The sequence below is a fragment of the Mesorhizobium sp. B3-1-7 genome, from assembly GCF_006439385.1.
Taxonomy (GTDB): Bacteria; Pseudomonadota; Alphaproteobacteria; order Rhizobiales; family Rhizobiaceae; genus Mesorhizobium.
Map to the genome: position 1 here is coordinate 285,702 of NZ_VFTL01000001.1, position 26,122 is coordinate 311,823.

General features: G+C 63.4%; 24 protein-coding genes. 10 read left to right on the forward strand and 14 right to left on the reverse strand.

All coding sequences use genetic code 11. The annotated features are described in order from the left end of the window. Window positions 1-12: 12 nt before the first annotated feature. The 4 genes from FJ417_RS01300 to FJ417_RS01315 all read right to left on the reverse strand — a co-directional run bounded on the left by FJ417_RS01300 (window position 13) and on the right by FJ417_RS01315 (window position 5,492). Window positions 13-2,544: a ligase-associated DNA damage response DEXH box helicase gene (locus FJ417_RS01300; protein WP_140782263.1), complete on the reverse strand. Its 2,532-nt coding sequence runs from the start codon at window positions 2,542-2,544 to the stop codon at window positions 13-15. A 221-nt stretch (window positions 2,545-2,765) separates the two neighbouring features. After that, complete coding sequence (locus tag FJ417_RS01305) at window positions 2,766-3,626, reverse strand: NlpC/P60 family protein (RefSeq protein WP_140782195.1); 861 nt, start codon at window positions 3,624-3,626, stop codon at window positions 2,766-2,768. Between the two features lie 29 nt (window positions 3,627-3,655). Next, the gene (locus FJ417_RS01310; protein ID WP_140782196.1) at window positions 3,656-4,006 is read right to left on the reverse strand and encodes a MarR family winged helix-turn-helix transcriptional regulator; all 351 of its coding nucleotides are present in this window, start codon (window positions 4,004-4,006) and stop codon (window positions 3,656-3,658) included. 127 nt (window positions 4,007-4,133) lie between these two features. Next, on the reverse strand, window positions 4,134-5,492 hold the full coding sequence (locus tag FJ417_RS01315) for a leucyl aminopeptidase family protein (protein ID WP_140782197.1): 1,359 nt from the start codon (window positions 5,490-5,492) through the stop codon (window positions 4,134-4,136). 124 nt (window positions 5,493-5,616) lie between these two features. Here FJ417_RS01315 and FJ417_RS01320 point away from each other — a divergent pair, with 124 nt between their 5' ends. Next, a complete protein-coding gene (locus tag FJ417_RS01320; protein ID WP_140645300.1) occupies window positions 5,617-6,444 on the forward strand; it encodes a tetratricopeptide repeat protein in 828 nt (275 codons plus the stop codon). 88 nt (window positions 6,445-6,532) lie between these two features. Here FJ417_RS01320 and FJ417_RS01325 read toward each other — a convergent pair whose 3' ends face one another. The 9 genes from FJ417_RS01325 to FJ417_RS01365 form a co-directional block, all read right to left on the reverse strand. After that, window positions 6,533-7,549 carry a type II secretion system F family protein gene (locus FJ417_RS01325; protein ID WP_140645301.1) on the reverse strand — a complete coding sequence of 339 codons (1,017 nt, stop codon included), beginning with the start codon at window positions 7,547-7,549 and terminating at the stop codon, window positions 6,533-6,535. Window positions 7,550-7,562: 13 nt separating this feature from the next. After that, window positions 7,563-8,576, reverse strand: coding sequence for a type II secretion system F family protein (locus FJ417_RS01330; RefSeq protein WP_140782198.1), 1,014 nt, complete (start codon window positions 8,574-8,576; stop codon window positions 7,563-7,565). A 131-nt stretch (window positions 8,577-8,707) separates the two neighbouring features. Then, the gene (locus FJ417_RS01335; protein WP_140656283.1) at window positions 8,708-10,207 is read right to left on the reverse strand and encodes a CpaF family protein; all 1,500 of its coding nucleotides are present in this window, start codon (window positions 10,205-10,207) and stop codon (window positions 8,708-8,710) included. A 30-nt stretch (window positions 10,208-10,237) separates the two neighbouring features. Further along, window positions 10,238-11,521: a CpaE family protein gene (locus FJ417_RS01340; protein WP_181175225.1), complete on the reverse strand. Its 1,284-nt coding sequence runs from the start codon at window positions 11,519-11,521 to the stop codon at window positions 10,238-10,240. A 45-nt stretch (window positions 11,522-11,566) separates the two neighbouring features. Next, a complete protein-coding gene (locus FJ417_RS01345; protein WP_140645305.1) occupies window positions 11,567-12,304 on the reverse strand; it encodes a CpaD family pilus assembly protein in 738 nt (245 codons plus the stop codon). A gap of 14 nt (window positions 12,305-12,318) precedes the next feature. Next, on the reverse strand, window positions 12,319-13,845 hold the full coding sequence (locus FJ417_RS01350) for a type II and III secretion system protein family protein (RefSeq protein ID WP_140645306.1): 1,527 nt from the start codon (window positions 13,843-13,845) through the stop codon (window positions 12,319-12,321). Further along, window positions 13,842-14,654 carry a Flp pilus assembly protein CpaB gene (cpaB, locus tag FJ417_RS01355; RefSeq protein WP_140645307.1) on the reverse strand — a complete coding sequence of 271 codons (813 nt, stop codon included), beginning with the start codon at window positions 14,652-14,654 and terminating at the stop codon, window positions 13,842-13,844. The genes FJ417_RS01350 and cpaB overlap by 4 nt, the downstream gene beginning before the upstream one ends. A gap of 197 nt (window positions 14,655-14,851) precedes the next feature. Further along, the gene (locus FJ417_RS01360) at window positions 14,852-15,370 is read right to left on the reverse strand and encodes a prepilin peptidase (protein ID WP_140656281.1); all 519 of its coding nucleotides are present in this window, start codon (window positions 15,368-15,370) and stop codon (window positions 14,852-14,854) included. A gap of 195 nt (window positions 15,371-15,565) precedes the next feature. Beyond that, the gene (locus FJ417_RS01365) at window positions 15,566-15,760 is read right to left on the reverse strand and encodes a Flp family type IVb pilin (RefSeq protein WP_140645309.1); all 195 of its coding nucleotides are present in this window, start codon (window positions 15,758-15,760) and stop codon (window positions 15,566-15,568) included. Window positions 15,761-16,108: 348 nt separating this feature from the next. Between FJ417_RS01365 and FJ417_RS01370 the strand changes: the two genes are divergently transcribed. The 3 genes from FJ417_RS01370 (at window position 16,109) to FJ417_RS01380 (ending at window position 17,933) form a co-directional block, all read left to right on the forward strand. Beyond that, a complete protein-coding gene (locus FJ417_RS01370) occupies window positions 16,109-16,531 on the forward strand; it encodes a pilus assembly protein N-terminal domain-containing protein (RefSeq protein ID WP_140656278.1) in 423 nt (140 codons plus the stop codon). Window positions 16,532-16,702: 171 nt separating this feature from the next. After that, window positions 16,703-17,284, forward strand: a complete 582-nt coding sequence (locus tag FJ417_RS01375) for a TadE/TadG family type IV pilus assembly protein (RefSeq protein WP_246687376.1) — start codon at window positions 16,703-16,705, stop codon at window positions 17,282-17,284. A 76-nt stretch (window positions 17,285-17,360) separates the two neighbouring features. Next, entirely contained in the window at window positions 17,361-17,933 is a 573-nt protein-coding gene (locus tag FJ417_RS01380) for a TadE/TadG family type IV pilus assembly protein (protein WP_246687373.1), read from the forward strand. A gap of 4 nt (window positions 17,934-17,937) precedes the next feature. On the opposite strand, the gene FJ417_RS01385 is transcribed toward FJ417_RS01380, so the two are convergent. Further along, window positions 17,938-18,834, reverse strand: a complete 897-nt coding sequence (locus FJ417_RS01385) for a PhnD/SsuA/transferrin family substrate-binding protein (RefSeq protein WP_246687374.1) — start codon at window positions 18,832-18,834, stop codon at window positions 17,938-17,940. Window positions 18,835-19,008: 174 nt separating this feature from the next. Between FJ417_RS01385 and FJ417_RS01390 the strand changes: the two genes are divergently transcribed. The 6 genes from FJ417_RS01390 (at window position 19,009) to dnaN (ending at window position 26,122) form a co-directional block, all read left to right on the forward strand. After that, window positions 19,009-20,247: a phosphopentomutase gene (locus FJ417_RS01390; RefSeq protein WP_140782202.1), complete on the forward strand. Its 1,239-nt coding sequence runs from the start codon at window positions 19,009-19,011 to the stop codon at window positions 20,245-20,247. Further along, window positions 20,240-21,130 (forward strand): bifunctional DNA-formamidopyrimidine glycosylase/DNA-(apurinic or apyrimidinic site) lyase, encoded by an 891-nt coding sequence (gene mutM, locus FJ417_RS01395; protein ID WP_140782203.1) that lies wholly within the window; start codon window positions 20,240-20,242, stop codon window positions 21,128-21,130. The genes FJ417_RS01390 and mutM overlap by 8 nt, the downstream gene beginning before the upstream one ends. A 47-nt stretch (window positions 21,131-21,177) precedes the next feature. After that, a complete protein-coding gene (locus FJ417_RS01400) occupies window positions 21,178-21,951 on the forward strand; it encodes an enoyl-CoA hydratase (protein ID WP_140782204.1) in 774 nt (257 codons plus the stop codon). A gap of 196 nt (window positions 21,952-22,147) precedes the next feature. Then, window positions 22,148-22,414: a 30S ribosomal protein S20 gene (rpsT, locus tag FJ417_RS01405; RefSeq protein ID WP_140645317.1), complete on the forward strand. Its 267-nt coding sequence runs from the start codon at window positions 22,148-22,150 to the stop codon at window positions 22,412-22,414. An 840-nt stretch (window positions 22,415-23,254) separates the two neighbouring features. Then, complete coding sequence (dnaA, locus tag FJ417_RS01410) at window positions 23,255-24,802, forward strand: chromosomal replication initiator protein DnaA (RefSeq protein ID WP_140782205.1); 1,548 nt, start codon at window positions 23,255-23,257, stop codon at window positions 24,800-24,802. Window positions 24,803-25,003: 201 nt separating this feature from the next. Then, a complete protein-coding gene (gene dnaN / locus FJ417_RS01415) occupies window positions 25,004-26,122 on the forward strand; it encodes a DNA polymerase III subunit beta (RefSeq protein ID WP_140645319.1) in 1,119 nt (372 codons plus the stop codon).

Below are 26,122 nucleotides of genomic sequence, written 5' to 3' on the forward strand. Positions count from 1 at the left end.
CTAGGCCTTCTTTCAGTCCGCCATCTCCGGCCCCATGGCCTCTTCGACGAGGGTGGCGGCATCCATCAGCAGCGTTTCGTCCGCCTCGCCATTCACCGGCATCTTGCCGATTTCAAGCATGATCGGCACGGCAAGCGGCGATATCTGCTCAAGGTTCTTATGCATGATTCGACCGCGGATGCGCGAGAGCATGTCGGCAAGTCTGCTGACATCGAGCAACCCGGTCGCGGCATCCGTACGGGTGGCGTGCAGCAGAATATGGTCGGGTTCATGGCTGCGCAACACGTCATAGATGAGGTCGGTCGAAACGGTCACCTGGCGGCCGCTTTTTTCCTTGCCGGGGTGGCGCTTTTCGATCAGTCCGGAAATCAGCGCGCAGTTGCGGAAGGTGCGCTTCAGCAGCCAGCTGTCGGCGAACCAGGCTTCGAGATCATCGCCCAGCATGTCTTGATCGAACAGCGTGGCCAGCGACGGTTTTCTGTTCTTGAACATCCAGCCCATGTCGGCCAGCGACCAGATGGCCAGCGCGTAATCGGTGGCCACGAAACCGACCGGCTTGGCGCCCGCCCGATCCAGCCGTCGCGTGAGCAGCATGCCGAGCGTCTGATGCGCAAGCCTGCCTTCGAATGGATAGGCAACGAGGTAATACCGGTTGCCGCGTGGGAAAGTCTCGATCAACAGGTCGTCGCGTTTCGGCAGCACGGACTTGTCCGCCTGGAACCGCAACCAATCCGCCACCTGTTCGGGCAGTTTCTTCCAACGTTGCGGGTCATCGAGCATGGCCCGCACCTGCTCGGCGAGATAGGTCGAAAGCGGGAATTTGCCGCCGCCATAATAGGGCACCTTCGCGTCGCTGCCGGGTGCGTTCGAGACGAAGCACTCGTTCTCGCGAATGCCTTCGAAACGCAGGATCTTGCCGGCGAACATGAAGGTGTCGCCATGCGTCAAAGTCTCCAGAAACGCTTCCTCGATCTTTCCCAGCACCCTGCCGCCGCGCGAGGCCGCCCCTCTGCTGCCGGCCTGGACGTAACGCACATTGAGCGCCGGCACTTCGATGATGGTGCCGACATTCAGCCTGTATTGCTGGGCGACGGCCGGATTTGAAACCCGCCATAAGCCTTCCTTGGTCTGACGGATGCGGGCATAGCGCTCGTAATTTCTCAGCGCGTAGCCGCCGGTGGCGACGAAGTCGATAACCCGGTCGAATGTCGGCCTGTCCAGGCTGGCGTAAGGCGCAGCCGTCCGTATCTCCTCAAAGAGCATATCGGCATGAAACGGCGCCCCGCAGGCGCAGCCCAGCACGTGTTGAGCCAAGACGTCCAGCCCGCCATTGACAAGCGGCGGCGTGTCCTGCGCGCCGAGATAATTGGCATCGAGCGCCGCCCGGCATTCCAGCACTTCGAAGCGGTTGGCCGGGATGAGAATCGCCTTTGAGGGCTCGTCCATACGATGGTTGGCACGGCCGATGCGCTGCGCGAGTCGGCTGGCGCCTTTCGGCGCACCGACATGCACGACCAGATCCACATCGCCCCAGTCGATGCCGAGATCCAGCGTCGAGGTAGCGACGATGGCGCGCAAAGCGTTTTCGCCCATGGCCTTCTCGACGCGGCGGCGCTGGGCGACATCAAGCGATCCGTGATGAAGCGCGATCGGCAGCGTGTCTTCATTGACGCGCCATAGCTCCTGGAACAAAAGCTCGGCCTGGCTGCGCGTATTGACGAACAGCAGCGTGGTCTTGTGCCGCTTGATCTCGCGATAGATCTCGGGAGTGGCGTAGCGGGCCGAGTGCCCGGCCCAAGGCACCCGTTCTTCTGAATCGAGGATTGATATCTCGGGCTTGGCACCGCCCGTGACGACGATGAGCTCGGACATGGCGCCGGGAGAAGCCTGACTGACCAGCCAACGCCGCAATTCGTCCGGCTCGGCCACGGTGGCTGACAGGCCTATGGTTTGCAACCCGGGCACAAAGGCGCGCAACCGCGCCAGGCCAAGTGCCAGCAGATGGCCGCGCTTGGAGGTGACCAACGAATGCAGTTCATCGAGCACGACATAGCGCAAATCCTCGAAGAAGCGCCTGGCGTCGTTCGAGGCGATCAGCAGCGCGAGTTGCTCGGGCGTGGTGAGCAGGATGTCGGGCGGTACAAGCTTTTGCCGCTGGCGCTTGTGCGAAGGCGTGTCGCCGGTGCGCGTTTCGATGGTGACGGGCAGTCCGATCTCCGCGACCGGCTTGCCGAGATTGCGCTCGATGTCGATGGCCAAAGCCTTGAGCGGCGAGATGTAGAGCGTGTGGATGCCGCGATGCGCCTGGCCTGGTTTTCGCTTGGGACGGTTGGCGAGCTCGGTCAGCGACGGCAGGAAGCCGGCCAATGTCTTGCCGGCGCCGGTCGGTGCGATCAGCAGCACCGATTGGCCGCTTTGAGCCTTCGCCAGCAACTCGAGCTGATGGACGCGCGGCGACCAGCCCTTTTCGCCGAACCATCTGACGAATGGCTCAGGCAGCAGGACAGCGGCATTCTGCTCGGCAAGGCGCGGCTGCTCGGTCACGCGCAAGAGGTAGCGCGGCGGCGCGCAATCGCCAAGGAAAATCGGAACAAAAAGGGATCATGGTTCCTCGCCCCGTTTACGGGGAGAGGATGCCGGCAGGCAGGTGAGGGGCTGCACCAATGTTCAGAGGTTAGCTTGGTCAGCGCGAGCAATCGCAGGTTCGCGCTGCCCCTCATCCGCCCTTAGGGCACCTTCTCCCCGTGAACGGGGAGAAGGAAAGATCAGGGCCTGCGAAACCCCGTCGGGCCGCCATAGAGATAGCCGATGCGATCGACCGCCTCTTTCAGCCCCTCGCGCGAGACCAGCATGGTGTGGCCATTAGCGTGGATCATGTCGCGAGCGTCGGTCATGATCGCGACGTGGCCTTTCCAGAAGACGAGGTCGCCTCGTCGAAGTCCGGCAAAGTCCGGACCCGGCTCGAACGGCGTGCCGATGCTCGCCGCCTGCATGTCGGAATCGCGCAGCACATTCTCGCCGGCCACGCGCATTGCCAACTGCACAAGCCCGGAACAGTCGATGCCGAAGCCGGAGACGCCACCCCAGAGATAGGGGGTCCCCAGGAAGGTTTCTGCGACGGTGACGTAGTCCTCGGCCCGCTCGGCGATCGGCCGCAGATGCCCGGCGATGATCGCCTGGCCGGAGGGCAGCAACGCATAATGCGTGCCGCGCGTTTCGGCCGAACCGGTCACGGCCACGGTCGAGCCCATCGACAGCTGTCCACTGATCGGAAAGCGCAGATCCGGTCCCGGATAGAGGAAGGTGCGCGGCACGCAGACGATGTGGGTGGGCGCATGGTCGCGCGCGCCAATCAGATTATCGGCCACATAGCCGACATAGCCGTCGCGTTCGGCCTGCACCCAAGCCCAGCCTTCGGCATCCTCGAACACCAGCACGTCGTCGCCGAACAGCGCCTGTGTGTTCACGCCCGCATCCGGGCGCGGCGCCTTGCGCAGATCGGCGACCGACACCGTGACCCGCGCCGGGCGGCCGGTGACGAAGCGGTCGGCGGCGACCTCCCCCTTCAGCCTCGCATCGGCAAGGTCGGAGCGGAAGGCATGAAGGCGGGCATCCCTGGCGGTCAAATCGATAAATCCAGTGGTCGGCAGTGAGGTCAGATGGGCAGTTCGTGCGCCCTGGCGACGATACCATCGCCGAAGCGCTCGACAAAGAGCGCGCCTTCCACCGTGCGCCGGATCAGCACGTTGCGCTTGTCAAGCTCATCGCGATGGCGCGAAACCAGCTTCAGCGCTCCCATCGTATCCAGCGCGCGGGTGATGACCGGCTTGGTGACGTTGAGTTTGGCGGCCAGCCCGCGCACCGTATGGGGCGGCGGATCGAGGTAGATGGTGAACAGTATCGCCGTCTGGCGCATGGTGAGATCCGGCGCGCCGTCGCGCACCTGGGCCAGCATCACCTGCTGCCACAGTCGCAAGGCCTGGCTCGGGCGCATCGAGATCGACATAGCCCAAGCATGCCGGCAAATTGTTTCGGTTCCGTTTCAGTGACGATTTGTTTTTGTTTGGCCATGATCTTATCCGAAAACCGGTCGCTATTTTTTGCCGCGCTGACCTCCGGTTCGGGATCATGGTCTAGCCAAAGCGATTGGCGATGACGCGCTCAAGAGCGCGAATGCCTTGCGCCTCGCCGCCGGTCAGGCCGTAGGGGCGGTCGGCCGGGTTCCAGGCGAAGATGTCGAAATGCGCCCAGCTGTGGGTCTTCTCGACGAAGCGCTTGAGAAAAAGGGCCGCGGTGATCGATCCGGCAAAACCGTCCGTCGTCACATTGTTGATATCGGCGATCCTCGAGGAAAGCTTTGCATCATAGGGGCGCCACAAAGGCATGCGCCACAGCGGATCCTCGACCGCGACCGATGCCTGGGCCAGATCGGCGGCAAGCGTCTCGTCAGCGGTGTAGAAAGGCGGCAAATCGGGCCCCAGCGCGACGCGGGCGGCACCGGTCAGCGTCGCCATGTCGATCAGCAAAGCGGGCTGTTCCTCATCGGCCAGCGCCAGCGCGTCGGCCAGGATCAGCCTGCCTTCGGCGTCCGTGTTGCCGATCTCGACCGTGATGCCCTTGCGGCTGCGCAACACGTCGCCGGGCCGGAAGGCATTGCCGGCGATCGAATTCTCGACGGCGGGGATCAGCACGCGCAGCCGGACATTGAGTTTCGCCGCCATGATCATGGAGGCGAGGCCCAGCACGTTGGCGGCGCCGCCCATGTCCTTCTTCATCAGAAGCATGCCCGACGACGGCTTGATGTCGAGGCCGCCGGTATCGAAGCAGACGCCCTTGCCGACCAGCGTCACCTTCGGCGCATCGCCCGGCCCCCAGCTCATGTCGATCAGCCGCGGCGCGCCGGTCGAGGCACGGCCCACGGCGTGGATCATCGGGAAGTTCCGCGCCAGGAGATCGTCGCCATGGATCACGGCGATATCGGCGCCATGGGCGGCCGCCAGCTTCCGGGCGGCTTCTTCCAGCTCGACCGGACCGAGGTCGCTGGTCGGCGTGTTGACGAGGTCGCGCGCCAGGAACACGCTGTCGGCGACGCGGCGGACATGCGCGGCGTCGACGCCCTCGGGAAGCGCAAAGCGCAGAGCCTTGCCGGGCTTCTTGCCGTAACGTGTAAAGACATAGCCGCCCAGGACAAGCGCGAGCGCCGCGAGTTCTGGCTGCGCCGGACCCGACGCGAAATGCCAGTCGCCTTCCGGCAGCGTCCTTGCGAGTGCGCCGAGGGCAAGGGCGCTGTCGCCGATACCGAACAGCGCGCCGGCAAGGCCGCCGCCCTCGCCCGGCAGGACCAGCGTGCGCCCTGCCTCGCCGGAAAAACCGTTGGCCCTCGCCCAGGCGATAGCGGGCGGCGGCAACGCCGCGGCTTCAAGGGCGTCCTTTGCCACCAGATAGACAGGCAAGGCGGCTTCCGGCTTCTGCTCGACGAGTTCGACAGGCATGCAATGATCTCCGGCCGAACTGCTGAGTCGGCGCTTCTTAACGGTCCGTTAGGGTTAACAGAATATTTCTGCGGGAGGGAAGACGGCCAGCCAATGGCCGCACAGGAATGGAGACCGGGCGCCGATGCCTACCAAAGCGTTGAACCTTACAGCCAAGCGTCTGATCACCACGGCTTTCATGGCGGCGCTTGCGGCCAGCGTGGCCGGTTGCGGCAGCACCGGCAAATTCACCACGGGTTCCATCTCCCGCTCCGACAGCAGGCCGCTGGAAACGATGTCGTCCAGCGAATTGCGTACCGCCACGTCCAGGCTCGGCCAATCCTACGCCCGCAGTCCGAACGACAAGCGCATCGCGATGAACTTCGCGGCGGCGCTGCAGATGGACGGCGACGCCGACCAGTCGCTGGCGGTGATGCGCAAGCTGGCGATCGCCTATCCCAAGGATCGCGAAGTTCTTGCGGCCTATGGCAAAGCGCTTGCCGCCAACGGCCAGTTCGAGCCGGCCCTCGATGCCGTGCGGCGCGCGCAGACGCCCGAATATCCGGACTGGAAGCTGGTCTCGGCGGAAGCCGCCATTCTCGACCAGATGGGACAGAAAGACGAAGCGCGGCAGGACTATCGCAAGGCGCTGGAACTGAAGCCGAACGAGCCCTCGGTGCTGTCCAATCTCGGCATGTCCTATGTGCTCGAAGGCGACCTGCGCACGGCGGAAACCTATATGCGCTCGGCCGCGCAGCAGCCTGGTGCCGACAGCAGGGTGCGGCAGAACCTCGCGCTGGTCGTCGGACTGCAGGGCCGCTTCGACGAGGCCGAGAAGATCGCCTCGCAGGAACTGTCGCCCGAACAGGCGCAGGCCAACGTCGCCTATCTGCGCCAGATGCTCGCCCAGCAGAATGCCTGGAGCCAGCTGAAGGATCAGGACAAGGACAAGGCGAAAGTCGCCACGAACTGACGGACGCTGCCAAGCGCCGACTGCTTCGACAATGAAAAAAGCCGCGCGGGGGTCCGCGCGGCTTTTTTCATTGATGCGAACGGCCCGCCTACTGGCTGGAGGAGCTGTGCTGGTCGCCGAAGATGCCGCGCTGGCTGACCTGGATGCCGGCCGGACCCAGGATGATGGCGAACAGAACCGGCAGGAAGAACAGGATCATCGGCACGGTGAGCTTTGGCGGAAGTGCGGCGGCCTTCTTCTCGGCGGCGTTCATGCGCATGTCGCGGCTTTCCGAGGCGAGCACGCGCAGCGCGTGCGCCACCGGCGTGCCGTAGCGTTCGGCCTGGACCAGGGCCTGCGACACCGACTTCACCGATTCCAGGCCGGTGCGGCTTGCCAGGTTCTCATAGGCGATCTTGCGATCCTGCAGATAGGACAGCTCTGCATTGGTGAGCACGAATTCCTCGGCGAGCGCCACCGACTGCGTGCCGATTTCGTCGGCAACCCTGCGCAAGGCCGCTTCCACCGACATGCCGGATTCCACGCAGATCAGCATCAGGTCGAGCGCGTCCGGCCAGGCCAGCTGGATCGACTGCTTGCGCTTGGTCGCGCGGTTGTTGACGTAGAGGATCGGCGTGTAGAAGCCGCCATAGGCGACAACGACACAGACGAACAGCTTGATGAAAGCCGGTTGCTGCGGCAGGCCGCCGAGCACGAACAGATAGATGGCCGCCAAGGCAAAACCGACGAATGGCAGGACCAGGCGAAAGAAGAGAAAACGCGTCAGCGGGTTCTGGCCGCGGAAGCCCGCGACCTTGAGCTTCTGGATCGTGCTTTCATCGGCAAGCGCGCGCCTCAGATCCAGGCGGTCGACGATGTTGCGCATCCCGATGGACTGTTCCTCGCGCAGGCCCTTGCGGCGGCGGTCGGCCTCGTTGGCCAGTCGCGTACGCTGCTCGGCGCGCAATTTGTCGCGTTCGAGCGCCACGCTCTTCATGCGCGACTTGAGCGACGTGCCGCCGAACGCCGGCATGAGCGTGAAGACGGTCGCGAACACGGCAATGCCGACCAGCATCGCGATCAGGAAGGAAGGGTCTGTGAGTGTTTTGACGACCTGCTCTGTCACTGGATCCGCGCCCCTAGACTTCGAAGTTCATCATCTTGCGCATCACCAGGATGCCGATCGACATCCACACACCCGAGCAGCCGAGGATCAGGTTGCCGACGTTGGTGGTGAACAGCGGCATGATGTAGTTCGGGCTCGACAGATAGACGAGGAAGGCGACGACGAAGGGCAAGGCGCCGATGATGACGGCCGATGCCTTGGCTTCCATCGACAGCGCCTGGACCTTGGCCTTCATCTTCTTGCGGTCGCGCAGGACGCGCGAAAGGTTGCCCAGCGCCTCGGACAGATTGCCGCCGGCCTGTGACTGAATCTGGATGACGATGCCGAAGAAGCCGGCCTCGCTGCACGGCATCGTCTCCGTCATGCGCATGGCGGCGTCGGGCACCGACATGCCCATCTGCTGGGAATCGACGATGCGGCGGAATTCGGACCGGACCGGTTCGGGCGATTCGTTGGCGATCAGGCGGATCGCATCGTTGAGCGGCAGGCCGGACTTGACCGCGCGCACGATGATGTCGAGCGCGTTCGGAAATTCTTCCAGGAAGGCCTTGACGCGACGTGTGCGGCGAAACGACACGAACCAGCGCGGCAGGCCGAGGCCGCCCACCAGCAGGGCACCGGGCAGAGCCCATAGAGGCGCGCCGAGGAAAAAGAGAACGGTCGTCAGGATGATCCCGCAGACAGCGGAATAGATATAGAAACGCTCGATCGGAACCTGCATGCCGGCTTGGCGGATCTGAGTCTTCAGCGGCGGTTTCTTGACGTTGCGATCGTTGGTCTTCTGTTTCTCGTCGAGCTGCTTCAGCGAGTCCTGGACGTTTTTTCGCCGCTTGACCGCTTCCGCTGCGCGGTCGCGCGTCGCTTTCACCACCGACCGGTCGGTTTCGGCTGTCTTGACGGTCTGAAGCCGCTTGCCGGCCTGCTTCTCGTTGTCGATGCGCGTGAACAGAAAAGCATAGGCCACCGCACCGGCGCTGAAGCCGGCAAGCACGATGAAAGCCAGTACGGTGGTGTCAATTCCGAACATCGACCTGGATCCCCAGGGCATTTCGCCGTTCCAATGAAACGGCGAACCGACCTATGTCTTCGTTTAGACGCAATTCCGGGCGGAAAACCGCTTCACACTTTTCCTGGAATTGCTTCAGACCTCCAGCTGCATCAGTCAGCGCGTTTCTCCATCGCCTCGAGCGCGTTGGCGAGGCGCTGTTCCTCGCCATAATAGCGGGCGCGGTCCCAGAAATGCGGACGGCCGATGCCTGTCGACACGTGCTCGCCGACCAGCCGGCCGCCGGCGTCTTCACCCTTGATGTTGTAGAGCACAAGATCCTGGGTGATGATGACGTCGCCTTCCATGCCGACCACCTCGGTGATGTGGGTGATGCGGCGCGAGCCGTCGCGCAGGCGGGCCGCCTGGATGATCACGTCGATCGAGCCGACGATGATCTCGCGCACCGTGCGCTGCGGCAGTGAATAACCGCCCATGGCGATCATCGATTCCATACGGTTGAGGCATTCGCGCGGGCTGTTCGAGTGGATCGTTCCCATCGAGCCGTCGTGACCGGTGTTCATCGCCTGCAGCAGGTCGAACACTTCCGGTCCGCGCACCTCGCCGACGATGATCCGCTCCGGCCGCATGCGCAGGCAGTTCTTGACCAGATCGCGCATGGTCACCTCGCCCTCGCCCTCGAGATTGGGCGGCCGGGTTTCGAGACGGACCACATGCGGCTGCTGCAGCTGCAGTTCCGCCGAATCCTCGCAGGTGATGACGCGCTCCTCGCGGTCGATATAGTTGGTCAGGCAGTTGAGCAGCGTCGTCTTGCCGGAGCCTGTGCCGCCCGAGATGACGATGTTGCAGCGGACACGCCCGATAATCTTGAGAACCTCCGCGCCTTGCGGCGAGATGGCGCCGAACTTGACCAACTGGTCCAGCGTCAGCTTGTCCTTCTTGAATTTGCGGATGGTGAGCGCAGTGCCGTCGATCGAGAGCGGCGGCGCGATGACGTTGACACGCGAGCCGTCGGGAAGGCGCGCGTCGCAGATCGGGCTCGATTCATCGACGCGGCGGCCGACCTGGCTGACGATGCGCTGGCAGATGTTGAGCAGCTGCTGGTTGTCGCGGAAGCGGACGCCGGTCTGCTCGACCCTGCCGTTGACTTCGATGTAGACGTTCTTGGAGCCGTTGACCATGATGTCGGCGATGTCGTCGCGGGCAAGCAGCGGCTCCAGCGGTCCATAGCCCAGAACGTCGTTGCAGATGTCCTCGAGCAGCTCTTCCTGCTCGGAAATCGACATTGCGAAGTTCTTGATCGCGATGATGTCGTTGACGATGTCGCGGATTTCCTCGCGTGCGCTCTCGGGATCGAGCTTGGCGAGCTGCGACAGGTCGATCGTGTCGATGAGCGCGGAGAAAACCTGGCTCTTGGTGTCGTAATAGGTTTCCGAGCGCTCGCGCTGGACCTTTCTTGGCGGCTCCGGCGCCATAGGCGGCGGCTCGACAGGACGGCGCGCCGGCGGGGCGACGGGCGGGCTGGAGGTCGGCGCAGCCGGCCGCTCGGCCGTCATCGTCCCCGTCGAAGCGGGCGCGGCGGGAGCAGCTGCCGGCGGACGGAATTCGGGCGTTGCCCGGCTGCCGTCGTCTTTGCCTCTTTTACCAAACATGATCGACTACCCGATGCCGCTCAATCAGCGTCACTTCTTGTTGCGCGAGAGCTTGCCGAGGATCGAGCCCAGGCCTGCCTTCTTCTTTGCCTTGATTTCGCTGCGTCCGGTCAGCACATGCGCTATTTCATTGATGGTGGTGACGACCGGGCTCTTTGCGTCCATCTCGCTCAGCATACGGCCGTTGTTGGCGGCATTGCCGAATAGCAGCGGTTCGAAGTTGATCACGGCCATCGGCGTGATGCCGAGCGGTTCGGCGAAATCGGACGCCGCGATCTCGGGCCGTTTCGGTACCCCCGCCTGGTTGATGATCAGCTTCGGCGGCGGATCGTTCGGACGCAACCGCTTCAGCATGTCAACCATGTTCTTGGTGTTGCGAAGATTTGCGAGCTCGGGCGTGGCCGTGATGACGATCTCGTCCGCCTTGATCAGCGTGCTCTTCGTCCACCCGCTCCAGACGTGAGGGACATCGAGGACCAGCAGGGGCGCGCTGCGCTGCGCTGTCTCTATGATCTGCGAGAAGGCCTCGGAGTCGAAATCATAGACGCGCTCGAGCGTGGAGGGGGCCGCGAGCAGCGACAGATGCTCGGCGCATTGCGCAAGCAGACGGTCGAGATAGACCTCGTCGACCCGCTCGGGCGAAAACACCGCCTCGGCGATGCCTTGCGCCGGATCCTGGTCGAAATTGATGTTGGCGGTGCCGAAGGCGAGATCGAGATCGGCGATGACGACTTCGGACTTGAACAGCGAAGACATAGCCCAGGCGACATTGTGAGCGATGGTCGACGAGCCGACGCCGCCCTTGGCGCCGATGAACGCGATCGACCGGCCGATCGGCTCCGATTCCGGATCGACGAAGATCGACGACACGACGCTGACGATGTCGGTCATCGAGACCGGCGCGATGACATATTCGGAAATGCCGGACCGGATAAGCTCGCGATAGAGCCCGACATCATTGTAGTGGCCGATGACCACGACCTTGGAGGACGGATCGCAATATTCCGCGAGCTGGCCGAGTTGTTCGAGCAACTGCTGCGGTTCGCTGCGCGATTCCAGCAGGATGAGGTTCGGTGTCGGCGCGGACTGGTAGAACTCGATCGCGGTCGGGATGCCGCCCATATGGACCTTGAGATGGGCCTTGGCCATCCGGCGATCCTCGCCGGCGCGCTCGACGGGATTGGCGACCCCCTCGGTCTCGCAGAAGGCCTGGATCGAAATGCGCGGCACGGGACGCAGCGCCTGCATGGCGGCGATGTCCTGCTGCGAAAGGTCGCCGGTTTCCGCGGGCGTGTCGTAGGCAAGATTGCTCATCGTCATGCTCTTTCCGTGACTGCTCTCTTCGTCGTCCGGCGCGGCTCAGTAGGTTACTTCCGAATTGCTGAGGAATTCGTTCGAAATGCCTCTCGAGCGATAAAGGTCGATTACTGCGCCCCGGTTCTCGGCATCGATATCGGACTGCTTGCGCGGCCCGAGCAGATCGTTGGGATTAGCCACCTGGGCGGCGATGTTGTTCTGGTACGAGCAGCCGAAGTCGGCATAGTGCTTGTTCTCCGACGTCTCGGTCAGGTCGTCGGGCCAACGGCCGCATTTGTCGGTCTGGGCCCGCACCGCGACAAAGGCGACGCGCACTGGCGCCGACGCCTCGGGCACAGCCGACTGATAGGACGTCATGACGATACGATTGCGCTTGACGCCCGCCGCCATGGCGACCCGTGCGAAGTCGCGTCCCGCCACCAATGCCGCCACCTCGTTGGCCGAGCCTCGCGGGATTGCGATGGTCAGCGACGGGGCGGCTCCCTTGTCGTAGCCGTCGAGAAAACCGAGCAGCGTGTCGCGCTGCGCGCCGGTCATGCCGCGATCGCCGGCGCCGACCGGCAGGTCGATCTTCTGGTTCTTCTCGGCGATGACGATCGGATGGGTCGTGCGGTAATCGTCCGGTATCGACCCGACCGTAACGCTGTCGCGGTGCCAGTTGGCGCAGCCTGTGAGCGACGCTGCAAGCATGACCGCCAGTGCCGGGACCACCTGCCGACGGATCCTTGCGATACCGGATGCTGTCCGGACCGTCATGACCTTCGATGCTGACTTGGACATATCCGCATTCCCACTCATTTGTAGATGAAGCCCACGACACCGTGATAGCGGCCGGCTGGCCGGTCGGTCTGCATGGTGCCGTAGACGCGGTTGACGCGGCCGAGGAACATGGCGGCGCCATCGCTTGCCGCGTTGAAGTTGTCGTCCGGCTTGGCCAGGTCGTTGCGCGCCACCGGCCGCGTCAGATAGGGCGTGATGATGATGACGAGCTCGCTTTCGTTGCGCACGAAATCGCGGCTGCGAAACAGCGTGCCGAGGACGGGGATCTTTGCCAGGCCAGGCAAGCCGTTGACGGCCTGCCTGACGTCGTCGCGAACCAAGCCGGCGATCATCATGGACCCGCCCGAGGGCAGCTCGACTGTCGTATCCGCCAGGCGCTTTCGCAGCGACAGGACGTTCGTGCCGGGACTCGTCACGCCAGACGAGAGCGACACGGATCCTTCGGTCGTCGGCTCGGAAACCGCGGTTCTGACCTTCAGGCTGATGCGGCCGGGAGACAGCACCACCGGCTGGAATTCCAGCCCGATACCGTACTCGATCTTATCGATCGAATAGTTCCTCAAACCAGTCTGATTGTCGGAGGACACGTTGGCGGAAACACCCGACACCATATTGTATTCGCCGCCCACCTTGAAGGTGGCCTTTTCGCCGGACACAGCCGTCAAGGTCGGTTCAGCCAGTGTCTTCATGACCCCCGACTGTTCCATGGCGTTGATGTAGGCCATCAGTGACGAGTTGCCGATGCTTAGGCCCGAATTCGACAGTTGCTTGCCCAAGCCCATGAAATTGTCGCTGATCGCGCCGTAGCTGATGCCGTTGCTGCCTCCGTTGCCCACCATATTGACGCCGAGCTGCTTCATCACCGAGCGGCTGACCTCGGCGACGGTCACCTTGAGCGTTACCTGATCGTCGCCGATGATCTGCAGGAGGTTGACGATCTTGGAGGTCCGGCGCTCCTGGTCGGGATTGTTGATGTCGACGCCGCCATTGACGGAGCCGCCGGCGGCAGTCTGCGAATATTGACCCGTCGTCGCTTCACCGCCGGACACGAAAATGGTTGCGAGGTCGACGGCGCGCTTGGCATCGAGCGGCGTGTCGACCATGCCAGTCAGGACGACGTTGTCGTTGAGAAGCTCGACCTTGATCTGCGAGGACGGGAGGAAGCGCTTGAGATAGTCTTCCAGCCCCGCGACGTCGCGCTCGACGGCCAGATCCAGGCTGACGATCTGCTCGCCATTGGGGCCGAAAACAAAGATGTTGGTTTCACCGACCGCCTTGCCGAACAGGTAGATGCGCCGCGCCGTGCGGGTCACGGCATCGGCAACCGCCGGATTGGCGACGAGGATATCATAGGCGTCGCTCGGCAGGTCGATGACCACGGATTTGTTGAGGCCGAGCTTGACGCGCTGCGTGGCGACGGAAGCCGAGACGCCGGCGCCCGCGGCTTTGGCTTCGACCAGTCCCGGGGCGCCGGTGCCGAGCAGGAGAAAACCGATCGCCGCGGCGGCCAGGAAGGGCAGCAGTTTACCGTTTGGCCTCATTTCCTTGCTCCCACCTCGGAAACCTCGCCGGACTTGATCAGCCGCACGGTTCCGCGTCGGCCGTTGCCACTGACCAGATAGTCGGCTTCGTCCGTATTCTTTTCATGGATGTCGGTGATCGGGCGCAGCGCCAGCGTCAGGCGGTCCGCCATCTGCTGCGCCACGGTGATGATCTCGGCCTGCTGCGGCGTCAGCTCCAGCGTCGCGGTCTGGCCGACCCTGGTCTTCTTGCCTTCCTCGTCTTCTTGGATGGTCTGGTCGATGGCCAGCACGCGGATGTTCTTGAGGATCGTCTCGGTGTTGAAGCCGCTGCCGCCGTTGCCGGTGTCGGCGCGGCGGGTCATGATGACGTCGACGAAGTCGTTGGGCAGGATGAAGCCGCCGGCGGACGTGTCGGCCGATATCGCGGTCGCGACAGCGCGCGTGCCGGAAGGCAGGATCGACGACATGAAGCTCTGTCCCTCGCCGACCAGCTTGGAGCGCCGCAACGGCTCGCCGGTATACATGGCTACGCGGGCGACCGAGCCCTTGAGCTTTTCGACCGCGTCAGGCTCGGCGGCGCGCGTGATGAAGTTGGCGTTGACGCCATCGGCCGGCCATTCTTCCCAGCTGATGTTGGTGCCGAGCTGGCTGCCCATCGACACGTCACCGGAAAGCACCAGCACATCCTGCAATGCGATCGCCGGCTGCTTGGGCGCATCGACAACGACCTGGGGCGGCGGCGCCACGACCATGTTCTTCGCCACATAGCCCGCGCCACCCGCCGCGACCGCAGCCACGCCCAGAATAATCAATCGGGATGCTGGCATTCGTCCGAAACCCTTCGCCTCAAGGCAAACCACCTCGCCAGGCCGGACTTTGCAGCCGCAATCGTCAAAACAAGGTTAATGTAATGCTTACGATCGTGATTAATTTAAGGTTTACTCAAATTCGACTGAACGGCCTGTCCTTAACGAATAAAGGCGGCAGTGCCGCCTTCAAGGAGCGATGCCAAGGGGCGCGGGACTCAAGTCGTGAGCCTGTCCAGCGCCCAGACCATCAGCGATGAATCCGGAAAGGTGATCAGTCCGCCGAGTCCGAGCGCGATGCCATATGGGACGCCGACGCTCTCATCGGCGAAATAGCGCAAGAAGCGGCTGTGGCCGGTATACGCCGCCAGCGGCGATTTCCTGTAAACCAAGATGGCAACGGTCAGCAGGCCGCCGATGAAAGCCGACGTCACCAGATATCCGACAAGATTGATGTCGAGGCCCATCCAGACGGCCGTCGCGGCCAGAAGCTTGGCATCGCCGCCGCCCATGCCGCCGAGCGCAAAGAGGCCAAATGTCACCGCGAGCACCAGGGCGCCCGCCGCGAAATGCCAAGCGTAGCTTGTCCAATCCATGCCGGTGAGAGGAGCGACCAGCGCGAAAGTCGCCAGCAAAATAACGGGTACACGGTTGGCGATCGTCATCGAAAGCGTGTCCGATATGGCTGCATACAACATGCAGAAGGGGAAGACGACGAAGATGGCAGCTTCGATCATGGACGCGAGGCCTGCGGTGAAAATCTTGCCGCCAGTCTAGGCGGGTTCGATTAATGATTGATGTGGGTTGGACGTTCAAATCGCCGGTGACGGCGGGCCGGAAAGCTTCTCGCATTTTTCCCGGGATCGCTCTAACGCAGAAGGGCCGCCGGAGGGCGGCCCTTCATTTGTCGAAAGGCGACGCTGCCTAGCCTATTACGGCGTAGCCGGGGCAGCCGCGCCAGCACCGTTGAGGGTGGCGGCGATGTTGGCGAACTTGGCGTTCAGCGCGCCGCCGAGCTGGGTAGCGCCAACCATGATGGCGAGCGCGATGAGAGCGGCGATCAGACCGTATTCGATGGCGGTCGCGCCGGATTCGTCCTTCACGAAACGTGCAATGAGGTTAGACATTCGAGAGCTCCTACTCCACGTGTTACAGCACTTCCGTCAACTTTTCTCTTGCGGTTGATCGGATGCTGCAAATCTATGGAGAAGCCGTTTCGATCGGCTTAATAAACAGCCTTACCGATTCCTTTCCGGTGGCGAACGCGCTGTGTGGTTAACCGTGGCCTAAACATCGCCAGCCAGCTCGGCCTCCCGGAAACCGGCGCTTGTGCAATATTCCTAAAACAGTAAGCACCACCGACGCATGACGCGCCACGCGAGCCGATCCTTAATCACAGCCGGGCCCGGCTTAACCGTTGGTTCACCAATCTCGTTCATGTTCCGTTGAAGAATCTGCCCGCCGGGAGCGCTTCAATGACGTTGTCGAGATCGCTGTTTCCAGTCGCCGCGCTGCTGGCAACTGCCGCCTTGGTCATGCCGGCCAGGGCCGGGGCGGGTATAGAAGTCACCATGAACCAGGCCAAGATCGTCAAATTGTCACGCGCGGCCGACACCGTCGTCATCGGCAATCCGGCGATCGCCGACGCCGCCGTGCAGGACGCCTCGACCATCGTCCTCACCGGCAAGGGCTTCGGTGTCACCAATATGGTCGTGCTCGATTCGGACGGCAGCCCGATCATCGATGAACAGGTGACCGTCGTGCGACAAGCCGCCTCCTCGGTGCGCATCTACAGACGCGCCGAAGTCCAGACCATGTCCTGCACGCCCTATTGCGAGAGCGCGTTCAAGAGCGAGGCCGAGAAGGCTTCCGAAGCCGAAATGAGCGCCGGTCACTGAGCCCTGGGAGCGCGAACCCACGGGCATTAAAGACAGCTTAAAGCTTGCCCGACGAATTTAACGATCATCCAAACCGGAACTCAATGGGTTTTCGCTAACCTTGCCGCCGGTACCGCAAAGGCGATCGGCAGGAACTTTGATATGAGCAAGGATGCCTCATCCGGCAACGGCATGGACAGCAAGGCGCGCGCCAAAGCCCACCCCGGCTTCTTCAGCGACAGGCGCGGCAGCACGGCGATGGAATTCGCGATGCTTGCCATCCCGTTCGCGCTTCTCGTCTTCGCCATCCTCGAGAGCTGCATCTCGTTCGCCGGCCAGGAGGTGATGGCCAACGTCACCGACGATGTCGCCCGCCAGTTGCGCACCGGGCAGCTTCAGCAGAACAACATCACCGAAGCCTCGATCAAGCAACTGATCTGCAATCGCCTGCAGATCATGGTTTCCAACAACTGCACCGATACCGGGCCAAATGCTCCACTGCTGGTCGATCTGCGCGAATATTCGAGCTTCGCGGACGCCGCGACGGCGGGTTTCAAGATCGTGAGCGGCGATATCGTGCTGACGCAGGGCGCGAACACGATGTCTCCTACAGTCTCGCCCGGACTGGCGGAATCCATCAACATGCTGCGGGTGTTCTACAAATGGCCGGTGATGACCGATTTCCTGGCCAAGTCGATGGCAAATCTGAAGGACAGCAAAACGCTGCATTTCGCGTCCGTGACCTGGCAGAACGAACCGTTCGACGACAATTGAGACTGCTCGACGGCTAAGCCGCGGCGTGGAGGACGATATGCATAGTGCGGGGGCACTCCGGGGGATTTTGGCGAGGATGGAGCGGTTTTGCCGCGATCGCCGCGGCGTCGCGGCGATCGAGTTCGCGTTCATCGTGCCGGTGCTCCTCATCATGTATTTCATCACGATGGAGGCTTCGCAGGCCATCGAGACCAGCAAGAAGGTCAGCCGCATCGGCAGCATGGTCGCGGACCTCGTCACCCAGCAGCAGACCGTCGTGAAGGCGAATCTCGATGCAATGATGAAGATCGGCACATCGACGCTGCAGCCTTACAACCGTTCATTGCCGACGATCATCATCACAGGCATACAGATCACGGACGAAGCATCACCGAGGGTGCAGGTTGCATGGTCGCGCAAGGTGGTGGGCACCACCTACAGCGCCGATGCGGCCGTCAACGCGACCACCACGGTGCCGGCGACGCTGATAATCCGCAACACCTTCCTGGTCCGCGTGGAGAGCGACCTCGGCTACAAGCCGATCATCACCTGGTCCGCCAGCAATTCGCAGACGCCCGGGCTGACCTCCGCCTTCAACAACATATCGATGAGCGAAACCTATTATCTAAGGCCGCGCCGGAGTCCGACGATTCCCTGCAGCGACTGCTGACACGCTATTCCTGCCCTGCCGTTTCCTGCCGCACGATCGCCACGGCCATCGCATAGTCCTTCCGCGCGGCCGGCCTGAAGCCCCCGGAATGCGCGCCCTCCAGCAGATCGTACACATCGGGCGTCTGGGACCTGAGATTGGTCAGGAAGACCGTCAGTCGCCGCTTTGCCTCCGGATCGAGATCGCTGCGGACGGCGTGCGGGCCATAGCGCAACAGGCCCGAGGTCCACAACACCCGAAGCGACGTCTCGGGGATGCCGGCAGCCTCCAGCCGCGCGACGGTGCCCTCGGAACGGGCGGACCGGCCATCGGCATCGGCCGGTTCCCAGCCGAACAGCGCGTCCGCTTCGCCGCCGCTCAGCATCGTTTCGGCCGCGGTGGCCGAAGCCGCGCGCGCCAGGAAGGGCGAATCCCGCGCGATCTTGACGCCTTCGGCCGACAGCGCCGCCATCGGCAGCAGCGCGCCGCCGACATTCTCGACCGGCGCAATCGCGATCCGGTGCGAAGCGATCGCCGCAAGGTCCGGAAGCCTGCCGTCGCGCGTCACCAGGACGGAACGGATGCCGACGGCGCCGTCGGCATCGACCGGCGCCACCAGCGGTTCGACGCAGCCGCAGCGCTCCGAGGCCGTGGCATAGGCAAGAGCCGAATAGACCGCATATTGCACGCGCCCGCTCGCCTGCGCCTCGATCAGCGCCGCATAGTCGCGCGCAACGACGAACTCGACCTTCATGCCGAGCGCATTGGCATAGGCGTCGGTCAGGCGCGCGAGCCCGGGGACGGTGTTGCCGCCGCCCGGTTCGGCAACGACGCCGATGCGGAACGTGCCGATGTCGTCACGCCAGTCGGCGCGTGCCGGCCCGGCGGCGGCGGCGAACGCCGCGAGAGCGGCCGCGCACATTTTCACGGCCTGCCTTGCCGCGGTTCTGCCGCGCCTTGCCATACCTGCTTCGCTCCCGCCGCATCCGCGTCTCGCCGCAACTATGGCGCCAAGCCGTTGCGGTTTGGTTTCCGATTTGCCAAGGCCGCCGGGGAACCTTATGTCTGGCAGCCAGGACTGACAACAAAGATACCCATGGCGCGCGCGTTCCTGTTCGTTCTCGATTCTTTCGGCATCGGCGGCGCGGCCGACGCAGAACGCTATGGCGATGCCGGAGCCGACACGTTCGGACATATTTTTCAGACCTGCGCCGACGGTCGCGCCGATCGGGAAGATTTGCGCAACGGGCCGCTGGCCGTGCCCAACATGATGTCGCTCGGTCTTGGCCGAGCGGCGCAGACGGCGACCGGGCTCACGTTCGACGTCGATACGCCGTTGCTTGCCTCGTCCTTCCACGGGGCCGCCCAGGAAGTGTCGAGCGGCAAGGATACGCCCTCCGGCCACTGGGAAATCGCCGGCCTGCCGGTGCGCTTCGACTGGGGCTATTTCCCCGACACCGTGCCTGCCTTCCCGGCCGAACTGACCGAAGCGATCATCCGCGAAGGCAAGGTGCCGGGAATCCTCGGCAATTGCCATGCACCCGGAACCGAGATCATCGAACGGCTCGGCGAAGAGCATATCCGCACCGGCAAACCGATCTGCTACACGTCGGTCGATTCCGTGCTGCAGATCGCCGCGCATGAAACGTATTTCGGCCTGGAGCGGCTTTATGAGCTTTGCCTCACGGTGCGTCGGCTGGTGGATCCGCTCAAGATCGGGCGCGTGATCGCGCGACCTTTCGTGGGCGAGACGCCCGTCACCTTCCAGCGCACCCACAACCGCCGCGACTATGCGGTGCCGCCGCCGGAGCCGACCCTGCTCGACCGGCTGACCGGGCGCGGCAGCAAGGTCATCGCCGTCGGCAAGATCGGCGACATCTTCGCCCATCGCGGCATTTCGGAAGTGCGCAAGGCCGGCGGCAACATGGCGATGTTCGACAAGGCGCTCGGCGCGATGGACGACGCTGGCGACGGCGACCTGGTCTTTGCCAATTTCGTCGATTTCGACACCGAGTTCGGTCACCGGCGCGACGTCGCCGGCTATGCCGGCGCGCTCGAGGCGTTCGACCGTCGGCTGCCGGAGGCGCTGTCGCGGATCGGGCCGGGCGACCTCCTGATCCTCACCGCCGACCATGGCAACGATCCGACCTGGCGCGGCACCGACCATACGCGCGAACGCGTTCCGGTGATCGGCACGGGGCCAGGGCTGACGGGCGGCGACATCGGGCTCAGGCCGACCTTCGCCGATATAGGCGAAACCGTCGCGGACCACCTCGGCCTGGCGGCCGGTCGCCACGGAACATCCTTCCTCGCAACGATAGGCGGCCATGCCTGAGCTGCCCGAAGTCGAAACCGTCCGGCGCGGGCTGCAGCCGGTCTTGGAAGGGGCGCGGCTCGTCAAGGTCGAGGCGCGCAGGCCCGACCTTCGCTTTCCTTTTCCCGAACGCTTTTCGGAGCGGCTTACCGGCAAGACCGTGACGGCGCTTGGCCGGCGCGCCAAATACCTGACGATGCATATCGAGAACGGCCCGGTTCTGATCTGTCATCTCGGCATGTCGGGATCGTTCCGCGTCGAAGCCGCCGCGGGCAGCGACATCCCCGGCGCCTTCCACCACGAGCGCTCGAAAAGCGCCGCGCACGACCATGTCGTGTTCGATGTCGTCTCGCCGAAGCACGAGCGCTCCCGCGTCGTCTTCAACGACCCGCGCCGCTTCGGATTCATGCTGTTTGCCGAAGGGGCGCCGGACACGCATCCGATGCTGGCTGGGCTCGGCATCGAGCCGACCGGCAACGCGCTCGACGGTCCCCTGCTCGCCTCGCTGCTGAAGGATCGCAGATCGCCGCTCAAGACGGCACTGCTCGATCAGCGTCTGATCGCCGGACTCGGCAATATATATGTGGCGGAGGCCTTGTGGCGCGCCGGCCTCTCGCCGCTGCGCGAAGCCGGCACCATCGCCGGGTCGGCCAAGAAGGCGAAAGAGCAAAGCGCGCGCCTTGCCGAGGCGATCCGCTCGGTCATCGCCGACGCGATCGCCGCCGGCGGCTCCTCGCTGCGCGACTATGTCCAGGCCGACGGATCGCTCGGCTATTTCCAGCATTCCTTCGCGGTCTACGATCGCGAGGGCGAGCCATGTCCGAAGCCAGGCTGCCGCGGCCACATCGAGCGCATCGTGCAAAGCGGCCGCTCGACCTTCTATTGCCGGACCTGTCAGCGGTGAGCTAGGAACGGTATCGATCATCCCACTGCCGCGGAAGGAAGCGAACCATGGCCTATGAAACCATTATCGTCGAGACACGCGGCAAGGTCGGGCTGATCACGCTGAACCGGTCCAAGGCGCTCAATGCGCTGAATTCGCAAGTCCTTGCAGAGGTCGTGGCGGCGGCGAGCGCGTTCAATGCCGATCCCGGGATCGGCGCGATGGTGCTTACCGGCTCGGAAAAGGCGTTTGCCGCCGGCGCCGACATCAAGGAAATGCAGGCGATATCCTTCGCCGACGCCTACACGCAGGACTTCTTCGTCGGCTGGGAGGAATTCACGCGCACGCGCAAGCCAATCATCGCGGCGGTTGCGGGCTATGCGCTCGGCGGCGGCTGCGAATTGGCCATGATGTGCGACTTCATCATCGCCGGCGACAACGCCAAGTTCGGCCAGCCCGAAATCACGCTCGGCGTCATGCCGGGCATGGGCGGATCGCAGCGGCTGACCCGCTTCGTCGGCAAGTCGAAGGCGATGGACATGTGCCTGACCGGGCGGATGATGGACGCGGCCGAAGCCGAGCGCAGCGGGCTGGTATCGCGCGTGGTGCCGGTCGCCGAACTGCTCGACGAGGCGCTGAAGGCGGCGGCCAAGATCGCCGAGTTCTCGCTGCCGTCGGTCATGATGACCAAGGAGGCCGTCAACCGCGCCTACGAGACGACACTTGCCGAAGGGCTGCGCTTCGAGCGGCGCCTGTTCCATTCGCTGTTCGCGCTCGATGATCAGAAGGAGGGCATGGCCGCCTTCGTCGAGAAGCGGAAGCCGAATTTCACCAACCGCTAGGGCACGTTGCCGAATGACTGAAGTCGGGTCATGGCGTGATGCGCTTTCAGTCTCCAAAAAGACCGCCAAGTGGCGTTGACGCGCCGGAAAAGCTGAACTATAAGCCGCACCAACCGAGGCGGCCCTGTGGCTGCCCGTTTGTTTTTTGCGCCCTGCGGCACCCCGCTGGCGCCCACCAGATCGGAAGAGAGGCATCATGGCCAATACGTCTTCGGCCAAAAAGGCAACGCGCAAGATCGCCCGCCGCGCGGCGGTCAACAAGAACCGTCGCTCGCGTGTCCGCACCTATGTGCGCCAGGTCGAAGAGGCGCTGGCCGCCGGCGACAAGGCCGCGGCGGTGGCAGCCTTCAAGGCGGCGGAGCCGGAATTGATGCGCGCCGCCACCAAGGGCGTCGTCCATAAGAACACAGCTTCCCGCAAGGTTTCGCGGCTTGCCCAGCGGGTCAAGACGCTGTCGGCCTGACCGACTTAATCCTTAATCAATCGATGTTGAACCCGGTCGCACAGGCCGGGTTTTTTCGTTTGCCGGCAAGTACTTAAAAAAATTGCTCGCAAGCAACGCTTGCGACGCGATTCCAATGCCAGTAATGTTTTGCCGGCATATTCAACGCCGCTGATACCGGCACGCCCTCCCCGCGGCAACTGCCCAAATTTGCCTGGCAAAAAATCTGTAGTTTTTTCAAAGGCTTACAGCCGGTCATCCACAGCTTGTTCAACTCAAGATCGAGCGGCGGGGGAGAAGTAGCTGTCAAGAGAATTATTTCAGAATATTTCGTTTCGGGCGGCCTTTTTCATATTCGCCGGAAAAGGGTTTGAATCACAATGGCTTTGTCAAAATGTGCCGTCGCAGCACCCGATTTCAAGCCCCGTCTGGTAACCAGATTCGTTAAAAAACCGTTAGATGTGGCCTTGCCCTATCCACAGCGATTTCGGTAATGTCCATCCATCGAAGGGACGGGCTGTAGCCCCTGACCCAGCCTGAATCGGCCAGCACAAAATGGCAGAATTCATGACGTGGAGCAATTCCGCGTGCGGCTTGGTTTGTCTCTTCGGTGCGGGTAGGGGACTGGCGTAATTGTACATGGCAGTCGATGTCTCGCCGGCGTTTTCGCCGGAGGGTGATGTATTGCCTTGTCGTTGTCGGAGGCCGGCGTGCGGAGCCGGCAGCTGGTTCCTTGCGCGAGTTGCGACGATCGTTGCCTGCGGCGGCAGCGGCATCGCGGCGAAATGAGGTCGCCGGACCAAGGATGCAGGAGGCGCATCCCCGGTGGAAAAGGGTACGAGAAGACAAGGAACTTTGATCATGCAAAGCGGCATCGAGAGGGAGCTAGCGGGCGAGCTTCCATTTCCAGCAACTTTTGTCGGAGGAGGCGACGTGGCGGCATCCAGCGACGCGGAACAGAAGTTCGAACGGGTCAAGACCCAGCTGAAGGCGCGTCTTGGGGCCGAGGTCTATTCGAGCTGGTTCGGTCGCATGAAGGTCGCCGAGGCCTCCCGCGGCATTATCCGCATCTCGGTGCCTACGGCCTTCCTGAGGTCCTGGATCAACGGCCATTATCTCGAGCTTATCGCGGAGCTGTGGCGGCATGAGGATCCGGACATCCTCAAGATCGAGATCGTCGTGCGCACCGCGACGCGGCAGGGGCGCAACCCTGTCGAGCCGGAAATCGCGCCGGCGCGCAAGATGACCAAGCAAACGCATACCGCGCTCGCCAACGGCACCGCGAGCGCCGGGCGCGTGGAACAACGGGCGCCGGCGCCCCGCCAGGGCGCGTCCGCGGAACCGGAGTTCCGCCACAATGTGCTGGGGTCGCCGCTTGACCCGCGTTACACGTTTGCCTCCTTCATCGAAGGGCCGTCGAACAGGGTGGCCTTCGCCGCGGCCAGGGCGGTGGCGGAATCGCAGTCGAGCGCGGTGCGCTTCAACCCGCTTTTCCTGCATGCGACCGTCGGGCTCGGCAAGACGCACCTCCTGCAAGCGATCGCCGCTGAATCGCTGCGGCACAACCCGAAGTCGCGCGTCGTCTATCTGACGGCGGAATATTTCATGTGGCGCTTCGCCACCGCGATCCGCGACAACAACGCGCTGACCCTGAAGGAGCAACTGCGCGACATCGATCTCTTGATCATCGACGACATGCAGTTCCTGCAGGGCAAGTCGATCCAGCACGAATTCTGCCACCTCATCAACATGCTGCTCGACAGCGCCAAGCAGGTGGTGGTCGCGGCCGACCGGCCGCCCTCGGAACTGGAATCGCTGGAGCCGCGCGTGCGTTCGCGCCTCAATGGCGGCGTGGCGCTGGAAATGTCGGCGCCGGATTTCGCGATGCGGCTCGGCATGCTGAAACTGCGCCGCGCCACCACCAAGACCGACGACACCTCGCTCGACATCTCGGACGAGATCCTGGAGCATGTCGCGCGCACGGTGACCGGCAGCGGGCGCGAGCTCGAAGGCGCCTTCAACCAGCTTCTGTTCCGCCAGTCCTTCGAGCCGCAGATCACCATCGACCGCATCGACGAGATTCTCGGCCACATCTACCGCTCCGGCGAGCCGAAGCGGGTGCGCATCGAGGACATCCAGCGCATCGTGGCGCGCCACTACAACGTGTCGAAGACGGAGCTTCTGTCCAGCCGGCGCACGCGCACCATCGTCAAGCCGAGGCAGGTGGCGATGTATCTGTCGAAAGTGATGACGCCGCGCTCATTGCCGGAGATCGGGCGCCGCTTCGGCGGCCGCGACCACACGACCGTGCTGCATGCCGTGCGCAAGATCGAGGACCTTTCGGGCGGGGACAACACGTTGGCGCAGGAACTCGAACTGCTCAGAAGGCTGATCAACGACCAGGCCTGAAGGGGCTCAGAAATAATCGGCGACGCGCTTCGCCGGCTTTATCCCCAGAAAGCCCGCGCTGCCGGCCGGAACCGGTGCCGCGGGCTTGCGTTCGCAGGCTTTTTACTGTCAGCTTACACAGATTCTGAAAGCCTTTCAGGGCTTTCGCGGGATGCCGCCTGCCGGTGACCCGTTCATTCATTGAAGCGAGCCTGTTTCGTCATGCGTGTTATCCTGGAACGGTCAAATCTCTTGAAGTCCCTCAACCACGTCCACCGCGTGGTCGAGCGGCGCAACACCATACCGATCCTGTCCAACGTGCTGCTCAGCGCCGAGGGCGCCAGCCTCGAGATGAAGGCCACCGACCTCGACCTTGAGGTGACGGAAGCGACGCCCGCCAAGGTCGAGCGCGGCGGCGCAACGACGGTGCCGGCGCATCTGCTCTACGACATCGTGCGCAAGCTTTCCGACGGCGCCGAGGTGATGCTGAAGACGGACGAGGACGGCAACGCGATGACCGTCACCTCCGGTCGTTCGAGCTTCCGTCTGCAGTGCCTGCCGCAATCCGATTTCCCGGAGCTTTCGGCCGGTTCATTCTCGCATATCTTCCGGCTGGAATCGGCGGCGCTCAAGGGCCTGATCGACAAGACCCAATTCGCCATCTCCACCGAAGAGACGCGCTATTATCTCAACGGCATCTTCCTGCACACGCATGAGGTGGGCGGCAAATTGAAACTGCGCTCGGTGGCGACCGATGGGCATCGCCTGGCGCGGGCCGAGATCGACGCGCCCGCAGGCTCCGAAGGCATGCCCGGCATCATCATTCCGCGCAAGACGGTGAGCGAGCTGCAGAAGCTGGTCGACGACCCCGACGTGGCTGTGACCACGGAGCTGTCGGACACCAAGATCCGCTTCACCATCGGCAGCGTCGTTTTGACCTCGAAGCTGATCGACGGCACCTTCCCCGACTATCAGCGAGTCATTCCGACCGGCAACGACAAGAAGCTGATCATCGACCGGCAGAGCTTCGCCGCGGCGGTAGACCGCGTTTCGACCATTTCCTCCGAACGCGGCCGGGCGGTGAAGCTTTCGATCAACGAGGGCCAGGTGACGCTCGCGGTCAACAATCCGGATTCGGGCAGCGCCACCGAGGAACTGGCGGCCGACTATTCGTCGGACCCGATCGAGATCGGCTTCAACGCTAAATACCTGCTCGACGTCGCGGCCCAGCTCACCGGCTCGGAAGCCAAGTTCATGCTGGCCGATGCCGGTTCGCCGACGCTGATCCACGACATGGCCGACGAAACGGCGCTCTACGTGCTGATGCCGATGCGGGTCTAG